This is a genomic window from Sphingobium cloacae (genome assembly GCF_002355855.1).
In the GTDB taxonomy this organism is placed as follows: Bacteria; Pseudomonadota; Alphaproteobacteria; order Sphingomonadales; family Sphingomonadaceae; genus Sphingobium; species Sphingobium cloacae.
In genome coordinates this window covers 3,267,540-3,286,591 of sequence record NZ_AP017655.1, presented here as the reverse complement: position 1 = coordinate 3,286,591, position 19,052 = coordinate 3,267,540, and the positions used below count along the sequence as shown (strand labels likewise).

The 19,052-nt window shown below is 65.5% G+C and carries 22 protein-coding genes; 12 read left to right on the top strand and 10 right to left on the bottom strand.

What is annotated here, in order from left to right; translation table 11 throughout:
- Positions 1–46: 46 nt before the first annotated feature.
- The 7 genes from SCLO_RS16110 to mscL all read right to left on the bottom strand — a co-directional run bounded on the left by SCLO_RS16110 (position 47) and on the right by mscL (position 6,264).
- Complete coding sequence (locus SCLO_RS16110; RefSeq protein WP_066519371.1) at positions 47–910, bottom strand: CheR family methyltransferase; 864 nt, start codon at positions 908–910, stop codon at positions 47–49.
- Entirely contained in the window at positions 901–1,986 is a 1,086-nt protein-coding gene (locus tag SCLO_RS16105; RefSeq protein WP_066519374.1) for a chemotaxis protein CheB, read from the bottom strand. The genes SCLO_RS16110 and SCLO_RS16105 overlap by 10 nt, the downstream gene beginning before the upstream one ends.
- A gap of 55 nt (positions 1,987–2,041) precedes the next feature.
- Positions 2,042–2,407: a response regulator gene (locus SCLO_RS16100; protein ID WP_066519376.1), complete on the bottom strand. Its 366-nt coding sequence runs from the start codon at positions 2,405–2,407 to the stop codon at positions 2,042–2,044.
- A gap of 82 nt (positions 2,408–2,489) precedes the next feature.
- Positions 2,490–2,927 carry a chemotaxis protein CheW gene (locus SCLO_RS16095; RefSeq protein WP_066519377.1) on the bottom strand — a complete coding sequence of 146 codons (438 nt, stop codon included), beginning with the start codon at positions 2,925–2,927 and terminating at the stop codon, positions 2,490–2,492.
- The gene (locus SCLO_RS16090) at positions 2,924–5,290 is read right to left on the bottom strand and encodes a chemotaxis protein CheA (protein ID WP_066519379.1); all 2,367 of its coding nucleotides are present in this window, start codon (positions 5,288–5,290) and stop codon (positions 2,924–2,926) included. Before SCLO_RS16090 ends, SCLO_RS16095 begins: the two co-directional genes overlap by 4 nt.
- A gap of 123 nt (positions 5,291–5,413) precedes the next feature.
- Positions 5,414–5,689 carry a hypothetical protein gene (locus SCLO_RS16085; RefSeq protein WP_066519465.1) on the bottom strand — a complete coding sequence of 92 codons (276 nt, stop codon included), beginning with the start codon at positions 5,687–5,689 and terminating at the stop codon, positions 5,414–5,416.
- Positions 5,690–5,835: 146 nt separating this feature from the next.
- The gene (gene mscL, locus SCLO_RS16080) at positions 5,836–6,264 is read right to left on the bottom strand and encodes a large conductance mechanosensitive channel protein MscL (RefSeq protein WP_066519381.1); all 429 of its coding nucleotides are present in this window, start codon (positions 6,262–6,264) and stop codon (positions 5,836–5,838) included.
- Between the two features lie 103 nt (positions 6,265–6,367).
- Here mscL and SCLO_RS16075 point away from each other — a divergent pair, with 103 nt between their 5' ends.
- Genes SCLO_RS16075 through SCLO_RS16060 form a run of 4 tightly spaced genes read left to right on the top strand, consistent with a single transcriptional unit; the run spans position 6,368 to position 9,009 of the window.
- Positions 6,368–6,970, top strand: a complete 603-nt coding sequence (locus tag SCLO_RS16075; RefSeq protein ID WP_066519467.1) for a LemA family protein — start codon at positions 6,368–6,370, stop codon at positions 6,968–6,970.
- A 7-nt stretch (positions 6,971–6,977) separates the two neighbouring features.
- The gene (locus tag SCLO_RS16070) at positions 6,978–7,793 is read left to right on the top strand and encodes a TPM domain-containing protein (protein WP_066519382.1); all 816 of its coding nucleotides are present in this window, start codon (positions 6,978–6,980) and stop codon (positions 7,791–7,793) included.
- Positions 7,793–8,470, top strand: a complete 678-nt coding sequence (locus tag SCLO_RS16065; RefSeq protein ID WP_066519383.1) for a TPM domain-containing protein — start codon at positions 7,793–7,795, stop codon at positions 8,468–8,470. Before SCLO_RS16070 ends, SCLO_RS16065 begins: the two co-directional genes overlap by 1 nt.
- Positions 8,467–9,009, top strand: coding sequence for an NUDIX hydrolase (locus SCLO_RS16060; RefSeq protein WP_066519386.1), 543 nt, complete (start codon positions 8,467–8,469; stop codon positions 9,007–9,009). Before SCLO_RS16065 ends, SCLO_RS16060 begins: the two co-directional genes overlap by 4 nt.
- Before the next feature lie 132 nt (positions 9,010–9,141).
- On the opposite strand, the gene SCLO_RS16055 is transcribed toward SCLO_RS16060, so the two are convergent.
- From SCLO_RS16055 to SCLO_RS16045, 3 genes are all read right to left on the bottom strand, one after another.
- Complete coding sequence (locus SCLO_RS16055) at positions 9,142–9,957, bottom strand: ferredoxin--NADP reductase (RefSeq protein ID WP_066519388.1); 816 nt, start codon at positions 9,955–9,957, stop codon at positions 9,142–9,144.
- Between the two features lie 183 nt (positions 9,958–10,140).
- On the bottom strand, positions 10,141–10,458 hold the full coding sequence (locus SCLO_RS16050) for a hypothetical protein (protein ID WP_066519390.1): 318 nt from the start codon (positions 10,456–10,458) through the stop codon (positions 10,141–10,143).
- A 114-nt stretch (positions 10,459–10,572) separates the two neighbouring features.
- Positions 10,573–12,171: a phosphoenolpyruvate carboxykinase gene (locus SCLO_RS16045; protein ID WP_066519394.1), complete on the bottom strand. Its 1,599-nt coding sequence runs from the start codon at positions 12,169–12,171 to the stop codon at positions 10,573–10,575.
- A 281-nt stretch (positions 12,172–12,452) separates the two neighbouring features.
- Here SCLO_RS16045 and SCLO_RS16040 point away from each other — a divergent pair, with 281 nt between their 5' ends.
- From SCLO_RS16040 to SCLO_RS16005, 8 genes are all read left to right on the top strand, one after another.
- Positions 12,453–13,157 carry a response regulator transcription factor gene (locus SCLO_RS16040; RefSeq protein WP_066519396.1) on the top strand — a complete coding sequence of 235 codons (705 nt, stop codon included), beginning with the start codon at positions 12,453–12,455 and terminating at the stop codon, positions 13,155–13,157.
- Entirely contained in the window at positions 13,126–14,718 is a 1,593-nt protein-coding gene (locus tag SCLO_RS16035; RefSeq protein WP_066519398.1) for a sensor histidine kinase, read from the top strand. Before SCLO_RS16040 ends, SCLO_RS16035 begins: the two co-directional genes overlap by 32 nt.
- Positions 14,719–14,804: 86 nt before the next feature.
- Positions 14,805–15,239, top strand: a complete 435-nt coding sequence (locus SCLO_RS16030) for an HPr kinase/phosphorylase (protein WP_066519401.1) — start codon at positions 14,805–14,807, stop codon at positions 15,237–15,239.
- A complete protein-coding gene (rapZ, locus tag SCLO_RS16025; RefSeq protein ID WP_066519404.1) occupies positions 15,236–16,177 on the top strand; it encodes an RNase adapter RapZ in 942 nt (313 codons plus the stop codon). Before SCLO_RS16030 ends, rapZ begins: the two co-directional genes overlap by 4 nt.
- Before the next feature lie 22 nt (positions 16,178–16,199).
- Positions 16,200–16,604, top strand: coding sequence for a PTS sugar transporter subunit IIA (locus SCLO_RS16020; protein ID WP_066519405.1), 405 nt, complete (start codon positions 16,200–16,202; stop codon positions 16,602–16,604).
- Entirely contained in the window at positions 16,601–16,873 is a 273-nt protein-coding gene (locus SCLO_RS16015; protein WP_066519407.1) for an HPr family phosphocarrier protein, read from the top strand. Before SCLO_RS16020 ends, SCLO_RS16015 begins: the two co-directional genes overlap by 4 nt.
- Before the next feature lie 69 nt (positions 16,874–16,942).
- Positions 16,943–17,740, top strand: coding sequence for a TrmH family RNA methyltransferase (locus tag SCLO_RS16010; RefSeq protein WP_066519412.1), 798 nt, complete (start codon positions 16,943–16,945; stop codon positions 17,738–17,740).
- Between the two features lie 19 nt (positions 17,741–17,759).
- On the top strand, positions 17,760–19,037 hold the full coding sequence (locus tag SCLO_RS16005; protein ID WP_066519414.1) for an MFS transporter: 1,278 nt from the start codon (positions 17,760–17,762) through the stop codon (positions 19,035–19,037).
- Positions 19,038–19,052: the final 15 nt, after the last annotated feature.

Genomic DNA, 19,052 nt, shown 5'->3' with positions numbered 1-19,052 from the left:
CAATGGCGGAGAGCGGCCCGTCAATCAAGCGTGGCGGAAAAGGAAATCAGACCGCCCGTCGCGCGGCATCCTCCGCGCAGGACGGCAGGCGATAGGCGCCCCTGAAATCCGGATGCGCGACGAAGGGATCGCCATGGCCGATGGCCGTTTCCCCCGCCCCAAGAAGCAGGACGGAATGATCGTGACTGTGGTTCTGCAAGACGCCGAACATCTTCTGCCGCCGCTCCTGCGTGAAATAGAGCATCACGTTGCGGCACAGCAGCAGATCATAGGCGCCGGAAGGCACATGGGGATCGAGCAGATTATCCTGCCGGAAATCGATCATCCCACGCAGCCGGTCGTTGGCGCGCCAGCCGCCCTCTACCGGATCGAACCATTGGATGAGGTCATTGACGGACAGCCCCCTCTGGACATCCATCTGGGGGAAGACTCCCGCCCGCGCGCGCTCGATCGCCGTCGCGGACACATCGGTCGCCAATATCTCGATACGCCAGCCACGCCAGTGTCCGGCATCGTTGCAAAGCTGGATGGCGAGCGAATAGGCTTCCTGGCCGGTGGAGCAGCCCGCGCTCCAGATACGCAGGCGGCGGTCCTTTCCACGCGCGCGGATGTCCGGCAGGATTTCCCGCCGGATCATCCCGAAAATCTGGAGATCGCGGAAGAAGCTGCTTTCATTGTTGAGAAGCGCATCGACGACCGCCGCCTCCAGATCCGGGTCGCGATGGCGGGCGAGATGGGCCGCCAATATCGCCGCGTCCCCGAAGCCATACGCGCGCAGAAGCGGCTTGAGCGCCGTTTCCGCCCGCCATTCCCGTTCCGGCGACAGGACCTGCCCGGTCCGGGCCTCCAGCAGGGCGGACAGAAGCCGGAGCCCTCCGTGCGTCGCGGAGGATGCGGGGTTCAAGACCATATCCTCCCTTGCCGGGCGACGAAATCCATCATCATGCTCGGCTCCAGAACCGCGCAGCTCAAACCCGCCGCCGCGACCGCCCCGGGCATGCCCCATACGACGCTGCTCGCTTCATCCTGCGCGACGATCCAGCCGCCCGCGGCCACGATATCCCGCGCGCCCGCCGCGCCATCGCGCCCCATGCCGGTGAGGACGATCCCCGCCCCGCCCGCGCCATAGATGTCCGCGATGCTCGAAAACATCGGATCGACGCCCGGCAGATTGCCCGACGGCGTGGCTTCGGATGTGAGCTGGACGCATGGGCGTTTCCGGAAATCGCGCCGCAGCCGCAGATTGGCGTCGCCCGGCGCGACAAAGATCGTGTCCGGCTCCAGCAGATCGCCCTGCTCCGCGACCTTGACCCTGAGGCTGGTCATCAGCGCCAGTTGCTGCGCGAAATAGAGGGTGAAGCTGGCGGGCAAATGCTGGGTCAGCAGGATGGGCACGCCGAGCGGCACGGAAAGACCGCCGAACAACAGGCCCAGCGCATGGATGCCGCCTGTCGAGGCGCCGATTCCGAGACAGGCGAGAGGAAGTTCCGCACAAGCCGTCACCGTCAGCGGCGCGGGTGCCTGCGGTTCCGGCAAGGGCGGCGGATCGCCATGGAGCAGCCGCTTGAGCCGCTCGATCAACGCCTGCGGGAATTGCTGGCCGAAACTGCCGCTGAAGGGCTTGGACAGGATGTCGCTCGCGCCCAGGGCCAGCGCCTGGACGGCGATGGCGCTGCCCGCTTCGCAATTTCCCGAGAGGATCGCCACCCGCGCGCGCGGGCAGGCCTTGAGAATGGCGGGAAGCGCGGCAAGGCCGCTCTGGCCGGGCAATTCGATGTCCAGCAGCACCAGGTCGACCGGATGCCCCTCCAGATAACGCAGGGCCTGCTCGGCATTGTTGAACCGCTGGACCACGTCGAAGGCGGGATCGCTGTCCAATATTCGCGTGATGACGGTGCGCACGACCACCGAATCATCCACCACCAGCACGCGCGCGACCGGAGTGGCGGCATCGATGCAATGATGGACCGGGACGATGGCGTTCATGAACGAAGGGCTTTCGGACAAGGACAAGGGGGGAAGAAGGGCGGCCGCCGGCCCTTCAGATCACGCCGACGATGGCCAGCTTGCTTTCCAGGGTTTCGCGGTCGAAGGGCTTCATCACATATTCGTCGGCCCCCGCCTCCACCGCCGCCTTGATATGGCCGATGCCGTTTTCGGTGGTGCAGAATATGACCTTGGGCCGCGTCGCGATATTGGCGTTGGGAAGGGCCTGGAGAAATTCCATGCCGCTCATCACCGGCATGTTCCAGTCGAGCAGGACCACGTCCGGAGCATGGTCTTCGCACTGGGCCAGCGCATCGCGCCCGTCCACCGCTTCGCGGACCGTGAGGTCGAGCGATTCGAGTATGTGGCGAGCCACCTTGCGGATGACCTTGGAGTCATCGACCACCAGACAGTTTTTCATGAAGCGTCCCTTGCATTTTCCCGTGTCGAGCGCGCGACCCTAGGATCGAAAGCCAAGTAAATGGTAAACATGGGTAATTTCTTCATGCCGCCTGATCCACGGCGCTGTTTTCGAGCAAAGCGGCGGGCGAAACCAGCAGCCAGGGAACCCCGTCATGCTCCACGATGGCGCGGGCATAGGGCCGCCATGCCGGATCGAGCTGGCCGCGCAAGGGCAGTTCCCCGCCGGGCGCGCGGCAGATGTCGGACACCCCCTCGACCATCAGCGCATAGCCATGCCCGCCGATCTCGGCGATGACGGCCAAAGGCCGCCGTTCCGAAGAGGAGGGCGTTCCATATATCAGCGCGGCAATGTCGAGAACCGTCAGGACGCGGCTGCGCAGGGCGGACAGTCCGGCGACATGAGCGCCAAGGCCGGGCACCGGCGCAATATCGGCCAGGCGGACCACGGCCTCCATTTCGTCCGCCGCGATCGCCACCCGCGCGCCCGCAAGGGTCGCGAAGAGATAGAGTTGTTTCATCGGCGTGCTCCCGCGATGGCCGCCATCAGGGCGTCCTGATCATAGCGATAGATGCTGGCGTCCTGCGGCCCCGAAGGCTGCGGAGCGGCGCGCAACCGAACGGTCCGGCATCCCAGCAGATCCGCCGCCTGCGCCGCATCGGACGTGGTGCACAGCACGATATCGGACGGATCGACCGCCTCGCCATCGGGCAGGCCCATGAGGACGTCATACCCCGCATGGCGGAGCAGCGGGGCGAGGATCTCACGCGCCCATCCATCCTCCGCATCGGCCAGCACGCAACGGCTGCGGGCTGGCGCTTCGCCCGGCAGCGATGCGAACAGGGCGAAGGGATTCACGACTTCCAGATGCTCTCCCTCCACCACGCTTACGCCGCTCAGATGGCCATGCATGGCGATCATGTCGGGGACGGCGGGCATCCTGACGATATCCAGCACCGCGCCGACCGCATAATAGGCTTCCCGCGCGCCATCGCGCAGGCGGAGGACCGAAATGCGATCCCGCCCAAGGCCATGGCAATCGTTGATGACAGGGACGATCCGGCCTTCCAGCCGCACAAAGCCGTGGCCGCCCGAGCGGCCGAACAGATTCGCCTCCAGTTCCTCCACCCGATCGATCAGGGATAGCTGGAGCAGGCGGCGCTCGCCGGAAAGCGCCTCGAACCGCAGCGCCGCGACCATTTCCACGCCATCGCTGACGTCCGTCTTTTCGTCGTCGCTGGCGGCGACGGGCTGTTCCGCGGTCTCCGGCAGGGACGCCTTGCGGGCAAGGCCGGTGGCGTCCAGCAGCAGCATCGGCCTGCCATTGTCGGGCAGCGTCATCCCGGCATAGATGCCACTCGCCATCACGAGCGGGGACGCGGGTCGGATCACCAGTTCCTCATGATTTTCCACCGCCGATACGCCGAGCGCGAAGGGAAAGCCGCTGGCCGAGCGGACGACCATCAGCGCGCGCGGTTCCGGCTGGGCGGGAACGGGAAGGGCCAGAATATCCTCCAGATCGATCATCGAGTGGCGGACATCGCGGATCGTCGCGATCTTCGCCCCGCCCACCTCGTCGATCCGAAGCATGTTGCTGGTATCGTGGAGGATTTCGACCACGGACGCCCGGGGAATCGCGAAATCGAGGCCGCCCGCACGCAGGACGAGGCCGGGGATGATCGTCAGGGTCAGCGGTACGCGCAGGGTGATGCGCAGGCCCTGCCCCGGATGATTGTCCAGCCCGATGGTGCCGCCGATGCGCTCGATATTGGCGCGGACCACGTCCATCCCCACCCCGCGGCCGGAAATGGCCGTCACCGCCTGCGCAGTCGAAAGGCCCGGCTGGAAAATGAGGTCCAGTTTCTCCGCCTCGCTCATGCGCGCGGCGGCGTCCGGCGTCAGCCTCCCGGCGGCAAGGGCCTTCTCGACCAGACGCCCCGTGTCGATGCCCGCGCCGTCGTCGCTGATCTCTATGACGATCTGGTTGCCGGACTGGCGCGCTTCCAGCCGCAGCCGGCCGGTTTCCGGCTTGCCCAGCGCGCGGCGGCGTTCGGGGGTTTCTATTCCATGGTCGATGCTGTTGCGGACGATATGGACGAGCGGGTCCACCACCATCTCGACCATTTCCCGATCCATCTCGACATCGCCCCCTTCAAGGCCCAGGTCGATCCGCTTGCCGAGATCGCGGCTGAGGTCGCGCACGGTGCGGGGAATGGCCGCGAACAGCCGCTCGATCCGCTGCATGCGCGTGCGCGAAATCGCATCGCGCATGTCGGCGACGCAGGCGGACAGCCGCTCGAACGCCCCCTCCAGCGCGGGATCGCTGGCCCTGTCGCGCAACTGGCGGGCCAGTTCGTTGCGGGCCAGCACCATGTCCGACACGCCGTTCATCAGTTGGTCGATCAGCGTCAGCGGCAGGCGGATCGTGCGGGGCGGCGCCTGTGTCGCGGCGCCTTGCGGGCCTGCGCCCTGATGGATCGCGACGGCTGGGGCATCGGGCTGAACGGGTCCGGCATCCCGCGCGGCCAGGGCGGCGACGAGATAATCGTCATCCTCCTGCGCGAGCGGCGCGCCGACCGCGATGGCGTGCGTCAGTTCGGCGATGCGGTCCATGATGCCCAGAACGGCGGTCACCGTGTCCGCGTCGGGCTGGCGTTTTCCCGCGCGGATGTCGGACAGCACGTCTTCGGCCGCATGGCTCAGGCGTTCGAAACGGGGCAGGTGCAGGAAACCGCAACTGCCCTTCACGGTATGGAAGAATCGGAAGATCGCGTCCAGCCGGTCGCGATCGGACGGGTCGGCTTCCCAGGCGACGACCTCTCCCGCAAGCGCCTCCAGGGTTTCTTGCGTTTCCGATATGAATTCCTGAAGGAGTTCGTCCATTCCCACGCCCCATATATGCGGGCGATACCATGGCCATGCGTGGTTAAGAGGGCGTTAAAGACAAGAAAAAGGGCGCCGCGATCCGATCGCGACGCCCGTGCGGCCACGGCCGCGAACGAAGAATTACTTCTTTTCGTTCTTTTCCACCGCTTCGGCGGCTGCCTCGCCGGCGTTGCGGGTCGCGTCGGCCTTGTTCTCCAGCACGTCGGCGGCGTTTTCCGCCGCATTTTCGGCGCTGCCGGACAGATTGTCGGCCAGCGATTCCATGTTCGCCGCCTGGTTGTCGAGTGCGTCCGCCTGATTCTCGTATGCGTTCTCGACCGTGTTTTCCTGCTTGGAATCGCATGCCGCAAGCGCGATCATGCTGGCAAGGCCAAGGACTGTAACGATGGTTTTCACGGCGTATTCTCCTGTTGCGCCCCCTTTGGGCTGACGTCTTTCGGCACGGGTGGAAAGCGACGCCAGGCCGTCCCCTACCCTGATCGCGATCAACAGGCCGGGCGGCGGATGGTTCCCCTCCGCCGCTCGGTTCATCGCATTCTCTCTTATTTTTTCAGCGAATCCCGGATTTCCCGCAGCAGCAGAACCTCCTCGGACGGCCCTGCGGCGGCCTCTTCGGGCTTCGCCATCACGCGGTTGACGAACTTCATCAGCAGGAAGATGATGAAGGCCAGGATCAGGAAGTTGACGAGGACCGTCAGGAACTCGCCCCATCCGAACATGGCGACGCCCGCCGCCTTCAGATCGGCATAGCTTTCCGGATTGCCCTTGAAACCGGCCGGGATCGCGCCCAGCCGGAGGAAGTATCCGGAAAAGTCCGCCCCGCCGAACAGATAACCGATCACCGGCATGATCAGATCATCGGTCAGCGACTTGGTGATGGTCGCGAACGCGCCGCCGATGATGACGCCGACGGCCAGGTCCATCACATTGCCGCGATTGATGAAAGCCTTGAACTCGGAAACAAGACCCATGGTCAAACCCCTCAATTTCCTTTCGATGTCGCACACATGCGCCGTTGCGCGCGATGGGACAACCGCCTATTTCAACGGACGAAACATGAGCAGAGGATATTCCATGCCTAGCTTCTCCCGCCTTCGTGCCATTTTCCTGCCCGTGCTGGGCGCGCTTGCGCTGTCGGCCTGCGGGATCAACAGCGTTCCCGCCGCCGAGGAAGTCGCCAAGGCCAAATGGGCCGACGTGCAGGCGCAATATCAGCGCCGGTCGAACCTGGTCGGCAACCTCGTCGCCACGGTGAAGGCCGCGGGCAAGCAGGAGCAGGACACGCTGGTCCGCGTGACGGAAGCCCGCGCCAAGGCGACCTCCGTCCAGGTCAGCGCCAACGACCTGTCCGATCCCGCCAAGGTGCAGCAGTTCCAGCAGGCACAGGCGCAATTGTCGCAGGGCCTTGGCCGCCTGCTCGCCACGGTCGAAGCCTATCCCGACCTCAAGACCAACCAGAATTTCCTCGACCTGCAATCGCAACTGGAGGGGACCGAAAACCGCATCGCCGTGGCGATCCGCGACTATAATGAGGCCGTGCGCGCCTATAATACGCGCATCCGCACCTTCCCGGACGCGATCGGCGCAAAGCTGATCCATGGCGCCAAGCCCATGACGCCGTTCCAGGCGACGACGCCGGGCGCGGAAGAAGCGCCGAAGGTCGATTTCGGCAACTGATCCAACGATGCTCCGCCGTCTTCTCCTGATCCTGATGTTGCTGGCGTTCGCGCCAGCGGCGGGCGTTCCGGTTTTCGCGCCGGTAGCCCAGGCGCAGACTTTCCCCAAGCTGACCGGCCGGGTGGTGGATGAGGCCGGGCTGCTCGCTCCCGCGCAGGAACAGGCGCTCGACCAGCGGCTCGCCGCGCTGGAGCAGCAGAGCGGGCGGCAGGTGGTGGTCGCGACCATCCCGGACCTTCAGGGCTATGACATTTCCGACTTCGGCTATCGGTTGGGCCGGGAATGGGGGATCGGCGACAAGGAGAAGAATGACGGCGCGCTGCTGATCGTCGCGCCCAATGAGCGCCGCGTCCGCATAGAGGTGGGCTATGGGCTGGAGGGCCTGTTGACCGACGCCCTTTCCTCCCAGATCATCCGCAACACGATCACGCCGCGCTTCAAGGCCGGCGACATGGCGGGCGGCATCGCGGCGGGCGCGGAGGAGATCGGCACGCTGCTCGCCCTGCCCCCCGAAGAAGCGCAAGCCCGCGCGCAGGCCGCGGCGGCGCAGGAGCGGCAGAGCGGCGGCGATGGCGGCACGGTGATGGCGATCTTCTGGATCGTCGTGCTCGTCATCGTCTTCGCCGCGATGATCGCCGGACGGAGCAAGGGCGGTCGCCGCTATCGGGGCGGCGCGGGGCCGGTGATCCTCTGGGGCCCTTCCGATCATAGCTGGCATGACAGCGGCTCCGGCTGGGGCGGTGGCGGCGGCTGGGGTGGCGGAGGCGGCTTTTCGGGCGGCGGCGGCAGCTTCGGCGGCGGCGGCGCGTCGGGGGGATGGTGATGCGCCTTCACCTGAGCGAAGCCGACCATGACCGCGTGACCGCAGCCGTGGCGGAGGCGGAGCGGGACACCGATGGCGAGATCGTCACCATCGTCGCGCGCCGGTCCGACGCCTATCATGACGCGGGGCTGCATTGGGCCATCGGCGCGACTTTTCTGGGCCTGTCGCTGGCGGCCGCCTTTCCCGCCCGTCTGCGCGCCTTCGGTTCATGGCTGCTGGGAAGTTGGGACCATGAACTGCCCGACTGGCAGATGCTGACGGTGCTGCTGGGCCTGCTGATCCTGATATTCCTCGCCGTCCGCTATGCACTGGCGTGGATGCCGCTGCGGATGGCGCTGACGCCCGCGGCGACCAAGACGCGGCGCGTCCACCGACGGGCCATGGCGCTGTTCCGCGCCGTAGCCCAGGGCCGGACGAAGGGGCGCACGGGCGTCCTCATCTATCTCTCTCTGGACGAGCATAGGGCGGAAATCGTCGCGGACAGCGCCATCAATGAAAGAGTGGCCACCGAAACATGGGGCGCGGCCATGGCCGCGATAATCGACGCGGTGCGCGACGGGCGTCCCGGCGAGGGCATGGCCGCGGCGGTGACGCAGGTGGGCGCGGTGCTCGCCGCCCATTTCCCCCAGAGCGCGGACAATCCCAATGAACTGCCCGACAGGCTGATCGAATTATGAGCGAACAGGATATGGCGACGGCCGAAGAGACGATGTGGGCCGGCCGCTTCATCACCGCGAAGAAGCGCGGGCGGTGGGAATATGTCAGCCGGGCGCGGAACATCAGGGCGGCCGTCATCCTCGCCATCGACGAGGATGCGGAGGGCCGCCACGTCATTCTGGTGGATCAGTTCCGCGTCCCGCTGGGCAGGCGGTGCATCGAGCTGCCCGCCGGCCTCGTCGGCGACGGAGCGGTGGATGAAGACGCCGCCGACGCCGCCATGCGCGAACTGGAGGAAGAGACTGGCTATGGCGCGGGCCGGATGGAATCGCTGGGGGAATTTTACAGCTCGCCCGGCATGGTGTCGGAGAGCTTCACGCTGTTCCGGGCGCACGACCTGCAAAGAACAGGAAATGGCGGCGGCGTCGATGGGGAGGACATCCACGTCCATCGCGTGCCGCTCGCCAGACTGACGGCGCAGATCGGTGCATGGCGGGAGCAAGGCTATGCGCTGGACGTGAAGCTCTTGCTTCTGCTGGGCGCGGGGTTGGTTGGATAGGCGATGGGTTTCGGATTGAGTGGAGGAAACCCAACCTTGCCTCAACCGTCATTCAGCACGCCCACCGGCAGACCATAGCCAAAAAAGGGCCGCGCAGGGCAGCCCTTTCCTGACATGACGTGTCGCCCGCGATCAGCCGACGAAAGCGCGCTCGATCACATAGGCGCCGGGCGCGGCGTTGGAGCCTTCGGCAAAGCCATTCTCCTCGAACCAGGCGCCGAACTGCTTGATCATCTCCATGCTGCCGCACATCATGACCCGGTCGGTTTCCGGGTCGAACTTCGGCGCACCGGAAATGCCTTCGAACAGCTTGCCATTCTCGATCAGGGCGTCGATGCGGACATTGTTGCGGAAGGGTTCGCGCGTGACGGTCGGCACATAGTGGAACTGCCGCCCCGCCTGTTCGGCGACCAGCGGGTCTTCCGGCCATTTGCCGGTCAATTCGTCGTAGAAGGCCAGGTCGCTGACGCGGCGCACCGAATGGACGATCACGACCTCATCATAAAATTCATAGACATCCGGGTCGCGCGACAGGCTGAGGAAAGGCGCAAGGCCCGTGCCGGTCGAGAGCATGAACAACCGCTTGCCCGGCAGCAGCGCGTCGGTGACGAGCGTGCCCGTCGGCTTGCGGCCAAGATAGATCTGGTCGCCCGGCTGGATCAGCTGGAGTTTGGAAGTCAGCGGGCCGTCCTGCACCTTGATCGACAGGAACTCGATCTCCTCGTCCCAGGACGGGCTGGCGACCGAGTAGGCGCGCAGCAGCGGCTTGCCATTGTCGCCCTGCAAGCCGATCATCACGAACTCGCCCGACCGGAAGCGGAAGCTGGCGGGCCGCGTGATGCGGAAACTGAAAAGATGTTCGTTCCAGTGGCGCACCGACAGCACCGTTTCCACGCTCAGCGCGCCCGTCGGTTCCAGCACCGGCTTTTCGATCGTCACTTCGCTCAAGACCTTTATCCTTGCCAATTCATGCGAGAAGCCAGTGCCCGGACGGCGCTAGTTGCATATCGTTCGCAATAATGATGCGCCGAAATGGCGCTTGTCAGCACCGATGGCAAGGCCAAAAAAACTTGTCGGCCCGAAAGCTGGGGAAAAGGGGGCGCGGGAAACATGCCCTCCCCCCTTGCCGTCTTATCCGAAAAGGCCCTTGGCGATGCTGCCCAGTTCATTGAGCGGATTGCCGTCGCCATCCCGGTCGAACATGCCGCCCAGCTTGCCCAGAATGGCTTCGGGCCCGCCGAAATGGCTGAGCAGATCCTGCAGCTTGTCGGCCGACACGCCATGCTCCGCCGCCGTTTCGGCCAGCGCGGACACGCTGGTTTCGCCGCCGCCGATCTTGCCGCCGATCTCGGTCATCAGCGCCTGCATCTGTTCGGGCGACACGCCGATTTTCGCCGCGACCGCTTCCAGCCCGCCCATATTTCCCAGAAGATCATCAAACATGCCCATGCGGCGACTCCCTCGATTTGATGCAACCCAGATTAGCAGTTGCGCGCGGCCACAGAAAGCAAAAGAGCCGGGGAGGGGCGCCCCCCTCCCCGGCTCTTCCAAAGAACCAGCGCGTCAGACGGCGGCGGTCAGCGCGGCGCCGCGAACGGACGCGTCCACATGATCCTCGAACTGGGCGAAATTATCGACGAACTGCTTGACCAGCTTGCCCGCCGTTTCGTCATAAGCCGCCTTGTCGTCCCAGGTTTCGCGCGGATCGAGGATCGCGGTTTCCACGCCCGGCACGGCGACGGGCACTTCGAAGCCGAAATTCGGGTCGATGCGGAACTCGACATTGTTGAGACTGCCGTCGAGCGCGGCGTTGAGCAATGCGCGCGTGACCTTGATCGGCATGCGCTTGCCCACGCCATATTTGCCGCCCGTCCAGCCGGTGTTGACCAGCCAGCAGGTGACGCCGCCCTTGTTGATCCGTTCCTTCAGCAGATTGCCGTAGACCGAAGGATGGCGCGGCATGAAGGGCGCGCCGAAGCAGGTCGAGAAGGTGGCGGAGGGTTCCGTCACGCCGATTTCGGTCCCCGCGACGCGCGCGGTGTAGCCGGACAGGAAGTGATACATCGCCTGATCCGGGGTCAGCCGCGCGATCGGCGGCAGGACGCCATAGGCATCGGCGGTCAGGAAGATGATGTTCTTGGGCACCGGGCCCAGATTGTCCTTCGACGCATTGGGGATGAAGTCGATGGGATAGGAGCCGCGGCTGTTTTCCGCGAGGCTGTTGTCGTCGAGGTCGATGACGCGCGTTTCCTCGTCGATCACGACATTTTCCAGCACCGTGCCGAAACGCTTGGTGGTGGCGTAGATTTCCGGTTCGGCTTCGGCCGACAGGTTGATCATCTTGGCATAGCAGCCGCCCTCGAAATTGAAGACGGCGGTATCCGACCAGCCATGTTCGTCATCGCCGATGAGGGTGCGGCTGGCGTCGGCGGAGAGGGTTGTCTTGCCGGTGCCCGACAGGCCGAAGAAGACGGCGGTGTCGCCATTGGGGCCGATATTGGCGGAACAGTGCATCGGCATCACGCCCTTCACGGGCAGCAGGTAATTGAGGATGCCGAAGACCGACTTCTTCATTTCGCCCGCATAGGATGTGCCGCCGATCAGGATCAGCTTTTCGGTGAAGTTGACCGCGATCACGGTTTCGCCGCGGCAGCCATGGCGGGCCGGGTCTGCGCGGAAGGTCGGCAGGTCGATGATGGTGTATTCCGGCTCGAACCCGGCCAGTTCCTCCGGCTGCGGGCGGACCAGCAGGGTGCGGATGAACAGGTTGTGCCAGGCGCGTTCGTTGATGACGCGGACATTGACGCGATGCTCAGGCTGCGAACCGCCATAGAGGTCAGCGACATAGAGCGTGTCCTTCTGGCCCAGCGCCTTGAAGAAGTCTTCCTTCAGCGCGGCGAAATGCTCCGGCGTCATGGGGACGTTGGTCTTGCCCCACCAGACGGTGTTTTCGGTTTCCGCGTCCCTGACGATGAACTTGTCGTTCGCGCTGCGGCCGGTGTGCTTGCCGGTCTTGACGACCAGCGGGCCGTCCTTCGACAATAGGCCCTCGCCATTGCGGATGGCGGCCTCCACCAACGGCGCGGTGCCGAGGTTCCAGAACTGGGTCGCGTTGGTTGAGATGCCCTGCCGGTCGAGGGTGATAGCGGATTTGGCCTGCACGCCTTTGCTCCTGAATAATAGTCCATGCCGCCGTCATCCTGGGAGGCGGCCAATCCTCTCCTCTCAGGCGTGCCGGTCCATGGCCGGGGAACGTCCTTCGCGGTGGATGGAATCGGCATTAGGCGGTCGAACAGGTGCCGTCAAATCCCCGAAAGGCTGAGCTTATCCCGAAAATCGACGGTCGGACCGCATAATAAGCGGAGATGCGACTTCCTTGCGGGAGGAGCAGCCATCGTCTAACGATTGCTTCCATTGCCCTTTGCACCATGGCGGGATGATGCATGACAGCCACCATCGCCCTTGTGGATGATGACAAGAATATCCTGACGTCCGTGTCCATCGCGCTCCAGGCCGAAGGCTTCGTGACGCGCGTCTATGCGGACCCGGATGTCGCGCTCAAGGCCCTGCTCGACAATCCGGCGGATCTGGCGGTGTTCGACATCAAGATGCCGCGCATGGACGGTCTCGAACTGTTGCGGCGGCTGCGCGAGAAAAGCCACATGCCGGTCATCTTCCTCACGTCCAAGGCGGACGAACTGGACGAGGCGCTCGGCCTCGCCATGGGAGCGGACGATTATATCGCCAAGCCCTTTTCCCAGCGGCTGCTGATCGCGCGCATCCGGGCGATCCTGCGCCGCGCGGAGGTCAGCCGCACGCCCGCGGCGCCCGACGACCCGGTGGTGGAACCCATCGTGCGCGGACGGCTGGAGATGGACCCGGCCCGCCATCGGGTGAAATGGGACGGCAAGGACGTGACGCTGACCGTCACGGAATTCCTGATCCTCGAAACGCTTGCCCAGCGGCCCGGCGTGGTCAAGAACCGCAATCAGTTGATGGACGCGGCCTATCAGGACGATGTCTATGTCGACGACCGCACCATCGACAGCCATATCAAGCGGCTGCGCCGCAAGTTCCGCGAGGTGGATTCCGATTTCAACGCGATCGACACATTATATGGCGCCGGATACCGATTCTCCGAGGAATGACGCGCCGCTCGCCGTGCGCTGGTCGGGCCGCATCAGCCTGACGCTGCGCATCCTGGCGGTGAACGTATTCGCGCTGGCCCTGCTGGCGGGCGGTTTTTTCTATCTCGACAGCTATCGCACGCGGATCGTCGACGACCGGCTGGAACAGTCGGCGCGCGAACTCAAGCTGCTCGCCATAGGGCTGGAGAACGCGCCGCCGGAACTGCATGACAAGCTGGTCGCCGCCTATGCACGGCAGACGGACGACCGGGTGCGCCGCTATGCGCCGGACGGGCGGCTGATCGCGGACAGCTTCACACTGGACGCGCCGCGTTACCGCCTGCGCCTGCCGTCCGAAGAGGAGTTGAAACGGCATGTCGCGCGCTTCCTGGACAAGATGATGGATCGCGTCGTCTTCGCGGACCGGCCGCCCAATTTCGAGGAACCCGCCGTTGACCGCGCGCAGGCATGGCCGGAAATCATGCTGGCGGACAAGACCGGCAGGCCGCAAGCCGCCAACCGCTATGCGCCCGACCGGACGTTCATGATCTCCGCCGCCGTGAAGATGAAGGACGGCACCAGCCTGCTGTCCACCGAAAACGCCCGCGACATCACCCGCATCGTCCGGGCGGAGCGGCTGCGGCTGGGGATCGTGCTGGCGGCGGCCGTGCTGGCTTCGGTGCTGCTGTCGCTGTTCCTCGCCCGGACCATCGCGCAGCCGATCCAGAGCCTCGCGCGCGCCGCCGTGCGCGTCCGGCTGGGCCGCGCGCGCGAGGTGACGGTGCCGCGCCTGCCCGAACGGCGGGACGAGATCGGGATGCTGGCCCGCGCCCTTTCCGACATGAGCCATGCGCTGCGCCAGCGGATCGACGCCACCGACGCCTTCGCCGCCGATGTCAGTCATGAACTCAAGAACCCCATCGCCTCGTTGCGATCAGCGCTGGATGCGCTGGACCGGGTGGAGCAGCCCGATTTGCGAACGCAGCTCATGGACATCTGCAAGGAGGATGTGCGGCGGCTGGACCGGCTGGTGACCGACATCGCCGAGGCTTCCCGTATCGATGCGCAGCTTTCGCGCACCCGTTTCGAGCCGATCGACCTGGGCCTGCTCATCGAAAAGATGGTGATCGCCCGCGAGGCGCGCGGCGTGCCGAGGGGCGTCCGCCTCGCCTTCGCCCGTCCGCGCAAGGATGTGGCGGTGGTGCTGGGCGAGGAGCAGCGGCTGATCCGCGTGCTCGACAATCTGATCGACAATGCCGTATCCTTCTCGCCCGACGGCGGGCTGGTGCAGATCATCGCCACGGTGGCCGACAATGAAGTGCTGGTCAGCGTCGAGGATGAAGGGCCGGGCGTCCCGGAATCGGAGCGCGAGCATGTCTTCCGCCGCTTCCACAGCGTGCGGCCCGAAAGCGAGGCGTTCGGGAAGCATTCCGGCCTCGGCCTCGCCATCGCCCGCTCCATCGTGGAGGGACATCAGGGCAAGGTCAGCATCGCCGACCGCGAGGACGAACAGAGCGGCGCCCGCTTCATCGTGCGCCTGCCCATGGCGGTCGAGCGCGACCCCGGATTGGTGTCGGAATAGGGTTTCGTCCCCCACCGGAACAGTATTTATGGTCCCGGCGCTTTCCCCCATATCTTCCCCGTGCGACCGGGGCTAGAAGAGGGCGGATCATGACGGGCGCGGCTTCTCAGACATTGCATGCGACAAGCGTCGCCATCGGCGGGCGCGCCGTGCTGCTTCAGGGGCCGAGCGGCGCGGGGAAATCGGATCTGGCGCTGCGCCTGATCGATCGGGGAGCGGTGCTGGTGAGCGACGATTACACGATCCTGACGGCGGAAGGCGGGCGGCTGATCGCCAGCGCGCCCGCCACCATCGCGGGCAGGATGGAGGTGCGCGGCATCGGCGTGGTCGACATGCCGCATCGGGACGGCGCGCCGGTCGCGCTGATCGCGCATCTGGGCGAGGGGACGGAACGGCTTCCGGTCGAGGGCGAAAGCCGCCGGCTCGCGGGCATCGACATTCCGCTGGTGCACATCGCGGCGCTGGAAGCGTCCGCGCCGGTCAAGGTCGAACTGGCGCTGAAAGCGATGGGCCGGGCATGACGGAGACGCCTGCGCCCAAGACGATATTGCTGGTGTCCGGGCTTTCCGGCGCGGGCAAGACGACCGCGCTCAAGACGCTGGAGGACATGGGCTGGGAAGTGGTGGACAATCTGCCGCTGGTCCTGCTCGACCGGCTGCTGGACACTCCGCTGGCGGCCGGGCACAGCGAGGCGGACGAGCGCCCGCTCGCCATCGGCATCGACGCGCGCACCCGGGGGTTCGACGCCAATGCCATCGTCCGCCGGATCAAGGCGCTGCGCGAAAAACATGGCCACGATGTCGAGACGCTGTTCCTCGACTGTTCGGGCAGCGAACTGGAGCGGCGCTTCGCCGAAACGCGGCGGCGGCATCCCCTGGCGCTCGACCGGCCCGCCGCCGACGGCATCGCGCGCGAGCGGGAGCTGACCGCGCCGCTGCGCCGCTGGGCCGCGCAGGTCATCGATACGACCACGTTCAGCAGCAATGCGCTGCAACAGGAAATCCGCAACCGCTATGCGCGCGAGCGGCTGTCCGATCCGGTGCTGACGATCCTGTCCTTCGGCTTTTCGCGCGGCGTGCCCCGCAATGCCGACCTGATGTTCGACATGCGCTATCTGCGCAACCCGCATTGGGAGGACGCGCTGCGGCCCAGGACCGGGCAGGACGCGGAGGTCGCCGCCTATATCGCGCAGGACCCGGCCTATGAGGACAGCATCCGGCGGATCGAGGAACTGCTGGCCACTCTGCTGCCCCGCTATGCGGAGGGCGGGAAAAGCTACATCACGGTCGCTTTCGGCTGCACCGGCGGACGGCACCGGTCGGTGCACGTGGCCGAGCGCGTCGCCAGATACTTGCAAGACGCGGGCTTTTCGCCCACGGTCAGCCACAGAAACATGGAATCAGCGCCCCAGGACGCCCTGGAGAAGCGCAGACCGGGAGGCCCGAAAGCACAATCATGAAACAGGTGGGCCGTTAGAGCAGATGATTGGACTCGTACTTGTCACCCATGGGGCGCTCGCGACGGAATTCGTTGTGGCGATGGAGCATGTCGTCGGGCCGCAGCAGCAGATCGAGACGATCTGCATCGGGCCGGAGGACGACATGGAATTGCGCCGCGCGGACATCACCGCCGCGGTCGAGCGCGTGAACGATGGTTCGGGCGTGATCCTGCTGACGGACCTGTTCGGGGGCACGCCGTCCAACCTTGCCATATCGCTGCTGCGCGCGGGCGAGATCGAGGTGATCGCGGGCATCAACCTGCCCATGCTCATCCGCCTGGAAAGCGCGCGCAAGGTGATGGACGTCAGGTCCGCCGTGGCCGCCGCGCGGGAGGCGGGCCAGAAATATATCAGCGTCGCGTCGGAACTATTGGGTAGCACTACATGAACGAAATCAGCCAGGAAGTCCGGATCAGCAACAAGCGCGGCCTTCATGCCCGCGCCAGCGCCAAGTTCGTCACCCTGGCCAGCGGCCTTCCCGCGCAGATCACCGTCAGGAAGGACGGCAATGAAGTCACCGGCACGTCGATCATGGGGCTGATGATGCTGGGCGCGGCGATGGGCGATTCGATCACCATCAGCGCCGCGGGCCCCGAAGCGCAGGATGCGTTGATCCAGCTCGTCACGCTGGTGGAGGACAAGTTCGGGGAAGAATAGAGCCCCTACCCTTTTCCGGGCCACGCCTATAGAGAGGCGGCTTCATCGCTTTTGAGGAACCCACACGGCGTGGCACGCGAGATTACCGGATTTTCCAACCCTCTGGTCAAGCGCGTCCGATCCCTGCGCGAAAAGAAGTTCCGCAAGGCCGAAGGACTGTTCCTGGCCGAAGGGCTGCGTATCCTGACCGAAGCGCGCGAGGAAGGCGTGCTGCCGGACATGCTGTTCCATGCCGGGTCCGCGCATCCGCTGGCCGTGGACCTGATCGCGGCGATGGAGGCGGCGGGCGGCGACGTCATCGAAACCACGCCGGACATCCTCTCCAAGATTTCGGGCAAGGACAATCCGCAGGCCGTCGTCGGCGTCTATCGCGACCGGCTGGTGCCGCTGGCGAAGCTCGACCGGAGCAAGGCCGACATCTGGATCGTCGCGCAGTCGCTGCGCGATCCGGGCAATCTGGGCACCATCCTGCGGACGGGCGACGCGGTGGGCGCGGGCGGCCTGATCCTGATCGACGATTGCGTCGACCCCTTCTCCGTCGAATCGGTGCGGGCGAGCATGGGCGCGCTCTTCACCCAATCGATCACGCAGGCGCGCTGGGGCGAGTTCATGGCGTGGCTGCGCTCCGGCCCCGGCGAACTGATCGGCACCAGCCTCAAGGCCACGCAGGATTATCAGGAACTGTGCTATCAAAGCCCTTCCTTCCTGCTGGTCGGCAATGAGGCGCAGGGCCTGCCGGAGAGCTATGAGGCGGAATGCGACCTGCTGGTGAAGATGCCGATGCTGGGCAAGGCGGACAGCCTGAACGCCGCGGTCGCCTGCGCGGTGATGGCCTATGAACTGCTGAACCAGAAGCGGAAAAGATAGAGAAGGCGGGGGGAAGAAGATGGACGGTGAAGGCGGGATGGGCGCGATCTGGCGCCAACGGCGGGTGCTGGGGGCCAGCCTGATCGGCACGGCGGTCGAATTTTACGACTTCTATATCTACGCCACGGCCGCCAGCCTGATCTTTCCGGCGCTCTTCTTCCCCGCCTCCTCGCCCACGGCGCAGTTGATGGCCTCCTATGGCAGTCTGGCGCTCGCCTTCTTCGCGCGGCCCTTGGGCGCGGCGATCTTCGGCCATTATGGGGACCGGATCGGGCGCAAGGCCACGCTGGTCATATCGCTGATGCTGATGGGAGGATCGACGCTCGCCATCGGGTTTCTGCCCACCTACCAGACGATCGGATGGTGGGCGCCGCTGATCCTGTGCATCCTGCGTTTCGGGCAGGGGCTGGGGCTGGGCGGCGAATGGGGCGGCGCGGCGCTGCTGGCGGTGGAGAACGCCCCGCCCGGATGGCGCGCGCGCTTCGGCATGTTCCCGCAACTGGGCGCGCCGGTCGGCTTCATCGCCGCCAACGGGCTGTTCCTGCTGCTGGGCCTGTGGCTGAGTGACGAGGATTTCTTCGCATGGGGATGGCGCCTGCCTTTCCTGGGCAGCGCGGTGCTCGTGCTCCTGGGCCTGTGGGTGCGGCTGAAGCTCACCGAAACGCCTGAGTTCGCCGCGGCACAGGCCGAAGCGCCGCCGCCCGCCGTGCCGCTCGCCACGCTGTTCCAGAACCATCTGGGATCGGCGGTCGCGGGCACTTTCGCGGTCGTGGCCTGCTTCGCCATCTATTACATCACCACCGCTTTCGCGCTGGGATATGGCACCACCATGCTGAAGATCGATCGCGAAACCTTTCTGGCGGTGCAGCTGGGCGCGATCATGTTCATGGCTTCGAGCATCGTCCTGGCCGGATGGTGGGCCGACAAGAGCAGCCCGACGCGCGTCCTTGTCGCGGGCTGTTTCGGCACGATCCTGATGGGAATCGCCTTTGGCCCGGCGATGGCGACGGGGGAATTGCTGCCGATCTTCCTGATCCTCAGCCTGGCGCTTTTCATGATGGGCTTCGTTTATGGACCGCTGGGCGCCTATCTGCCCGCGCTGTTCCCGGTGCAGTTGCGCTATACGGGCGCGTCCTTCTCCTTCAACCTCGGCGGCATCATCGGCGGGGCGCTGGCGCCCATCGTCGCGACATGGCTGATCGCGGTGCGCGGGGTGGAATGGGTCGGCCTTTACATGACGGCGGCCGCCGCGATCAGCATCATGGGACTTTGGTGGACCAGCCGCAGCGGGAAATGATGCCCTTCGGGTAAA

Excerpts from the sequence above, each read along its gene's own strand:
- SCLO_RS16110 (WP_066519371.1), bottom strand. The coding sequence starts at position 910 with ATGGTCTTGAACCCCGCATCCTCCGCGACGCACGGAGGGCTCCGGCTT.
- SCLO_RS16105 (WP_066519374.1), bottom strand. The coding sequence starts at position 1,986 with ATGAACGCCATCGTCCCGGTCCATCATTGCATCGATGCCGCCACTCCG.
- SCLO_RS16100 (WP_066519376.1), bottom strand. The coding sequence starts at position 2,407 with ATGAAAAACTGTCTGGTGGTCGATGACTCCAAGGTCATCCGCAAGGTG.
- SCLO_RS16095 (WP_066519377.1), bottom strand. The coding sequence starts at position 2,927 with ATGAAACAACTCTATCTCTTCGCGACCCTTGCGGGCGCGCGGGTGGCG.
- SCLO_RS16090 (WP_066519379.1), bottom strand. The coding sequence starts at position 5,290 with ATGGACGAACTCCTTCAGGAATTCATATCGGAAACGCAAGAAACCCTG.
- mscL (WP_066519381.1), bottom strand. The coding sequence starts at position 6,264 with ATGGGTCTTGTTTCCGAGTTCAAGGCTTTCATCAATCGCGGCAATGTG.
- SCLO_RS16075 (WP_066519467.1), top strand. The coding sequence starts at position 6,368 with ATGCCTAGCTTCTCCCGCCTTCGTGCCATTTTCCTGCCCGTGCTGGGC.
- SCLO_RS16070 (WP_066519382.1), top strand. The coding sequence starts at position 6,978 with ATGCTCCGCCGTCTTCTCCTGATCCTGATGTTGCTGGCGTTCGCGCCA.
- SCLO_RS16065 (WP_066519383.1), top strand. The coding sequence starts at position 7,793 with ATGCGCCTTCACCTGAGCGAAGCCGACCATGACCGCGTGACCGCAGCC.
- SCLO_RS16060 (WP_066519386.1), top strand. The coding sequence starts at position 8,467 with ATGAGCGAACAGGATATGGCGACGGCCGAAGAGACGATGTGGGCCGGC.
- SCLO_RS16050 (WP_066519390.1), bottom strand. The coding sequence starts at position 10,458 with ATGGGCATGTTTGATGATCTTCTGGGAAATATGGGCGGGCTGGAAGCG.
- SCLO_RS16040 (WP_066519396.1), top strand. The coding sequence starts at position 12,453 with ATGACAGCCACCATCGCCCTTGTGGATGATGACAAGAATATCCTGACG.
- SCLO_RS16035 (WP_066519398.1), top strand. The coding sequence starts at position 13,126 with ATGGCGCCGGATACCGATTCTCCGAGGAATGACGCGCCGCTCGCCGTG.
- rapZ (WP_066519404.1), top strand. The coding sequence starts at position 15,236 with ATGACGGAGACGCCTGCGCCCAAGACGATATTGCTGGTGTCCGGGCTT.
- SCLO_RS16020 (WP_066519405.1), top strand. The coding sequence starts at position 16,200 with ATGATTGGACTCGTACTTGTCACCCATGGGGCGCTCGCGACGGAATTC.
- SCLO_RS16015 (WP_066519407.1), top strand. The coding sequence starts at position 16,601 with ATGAACGAAATCAGCCAGGAAGTCCGGATCAGCAACAAGCGCGGCCTT.
- SCLO_RS16005 (WP_066519414.1), top strand. The coding sequence starts at position 17,760 with ATGGACGGTGAAGGCGGGATGGGCGCGATCTGGCGCCAACGGCGGGTG.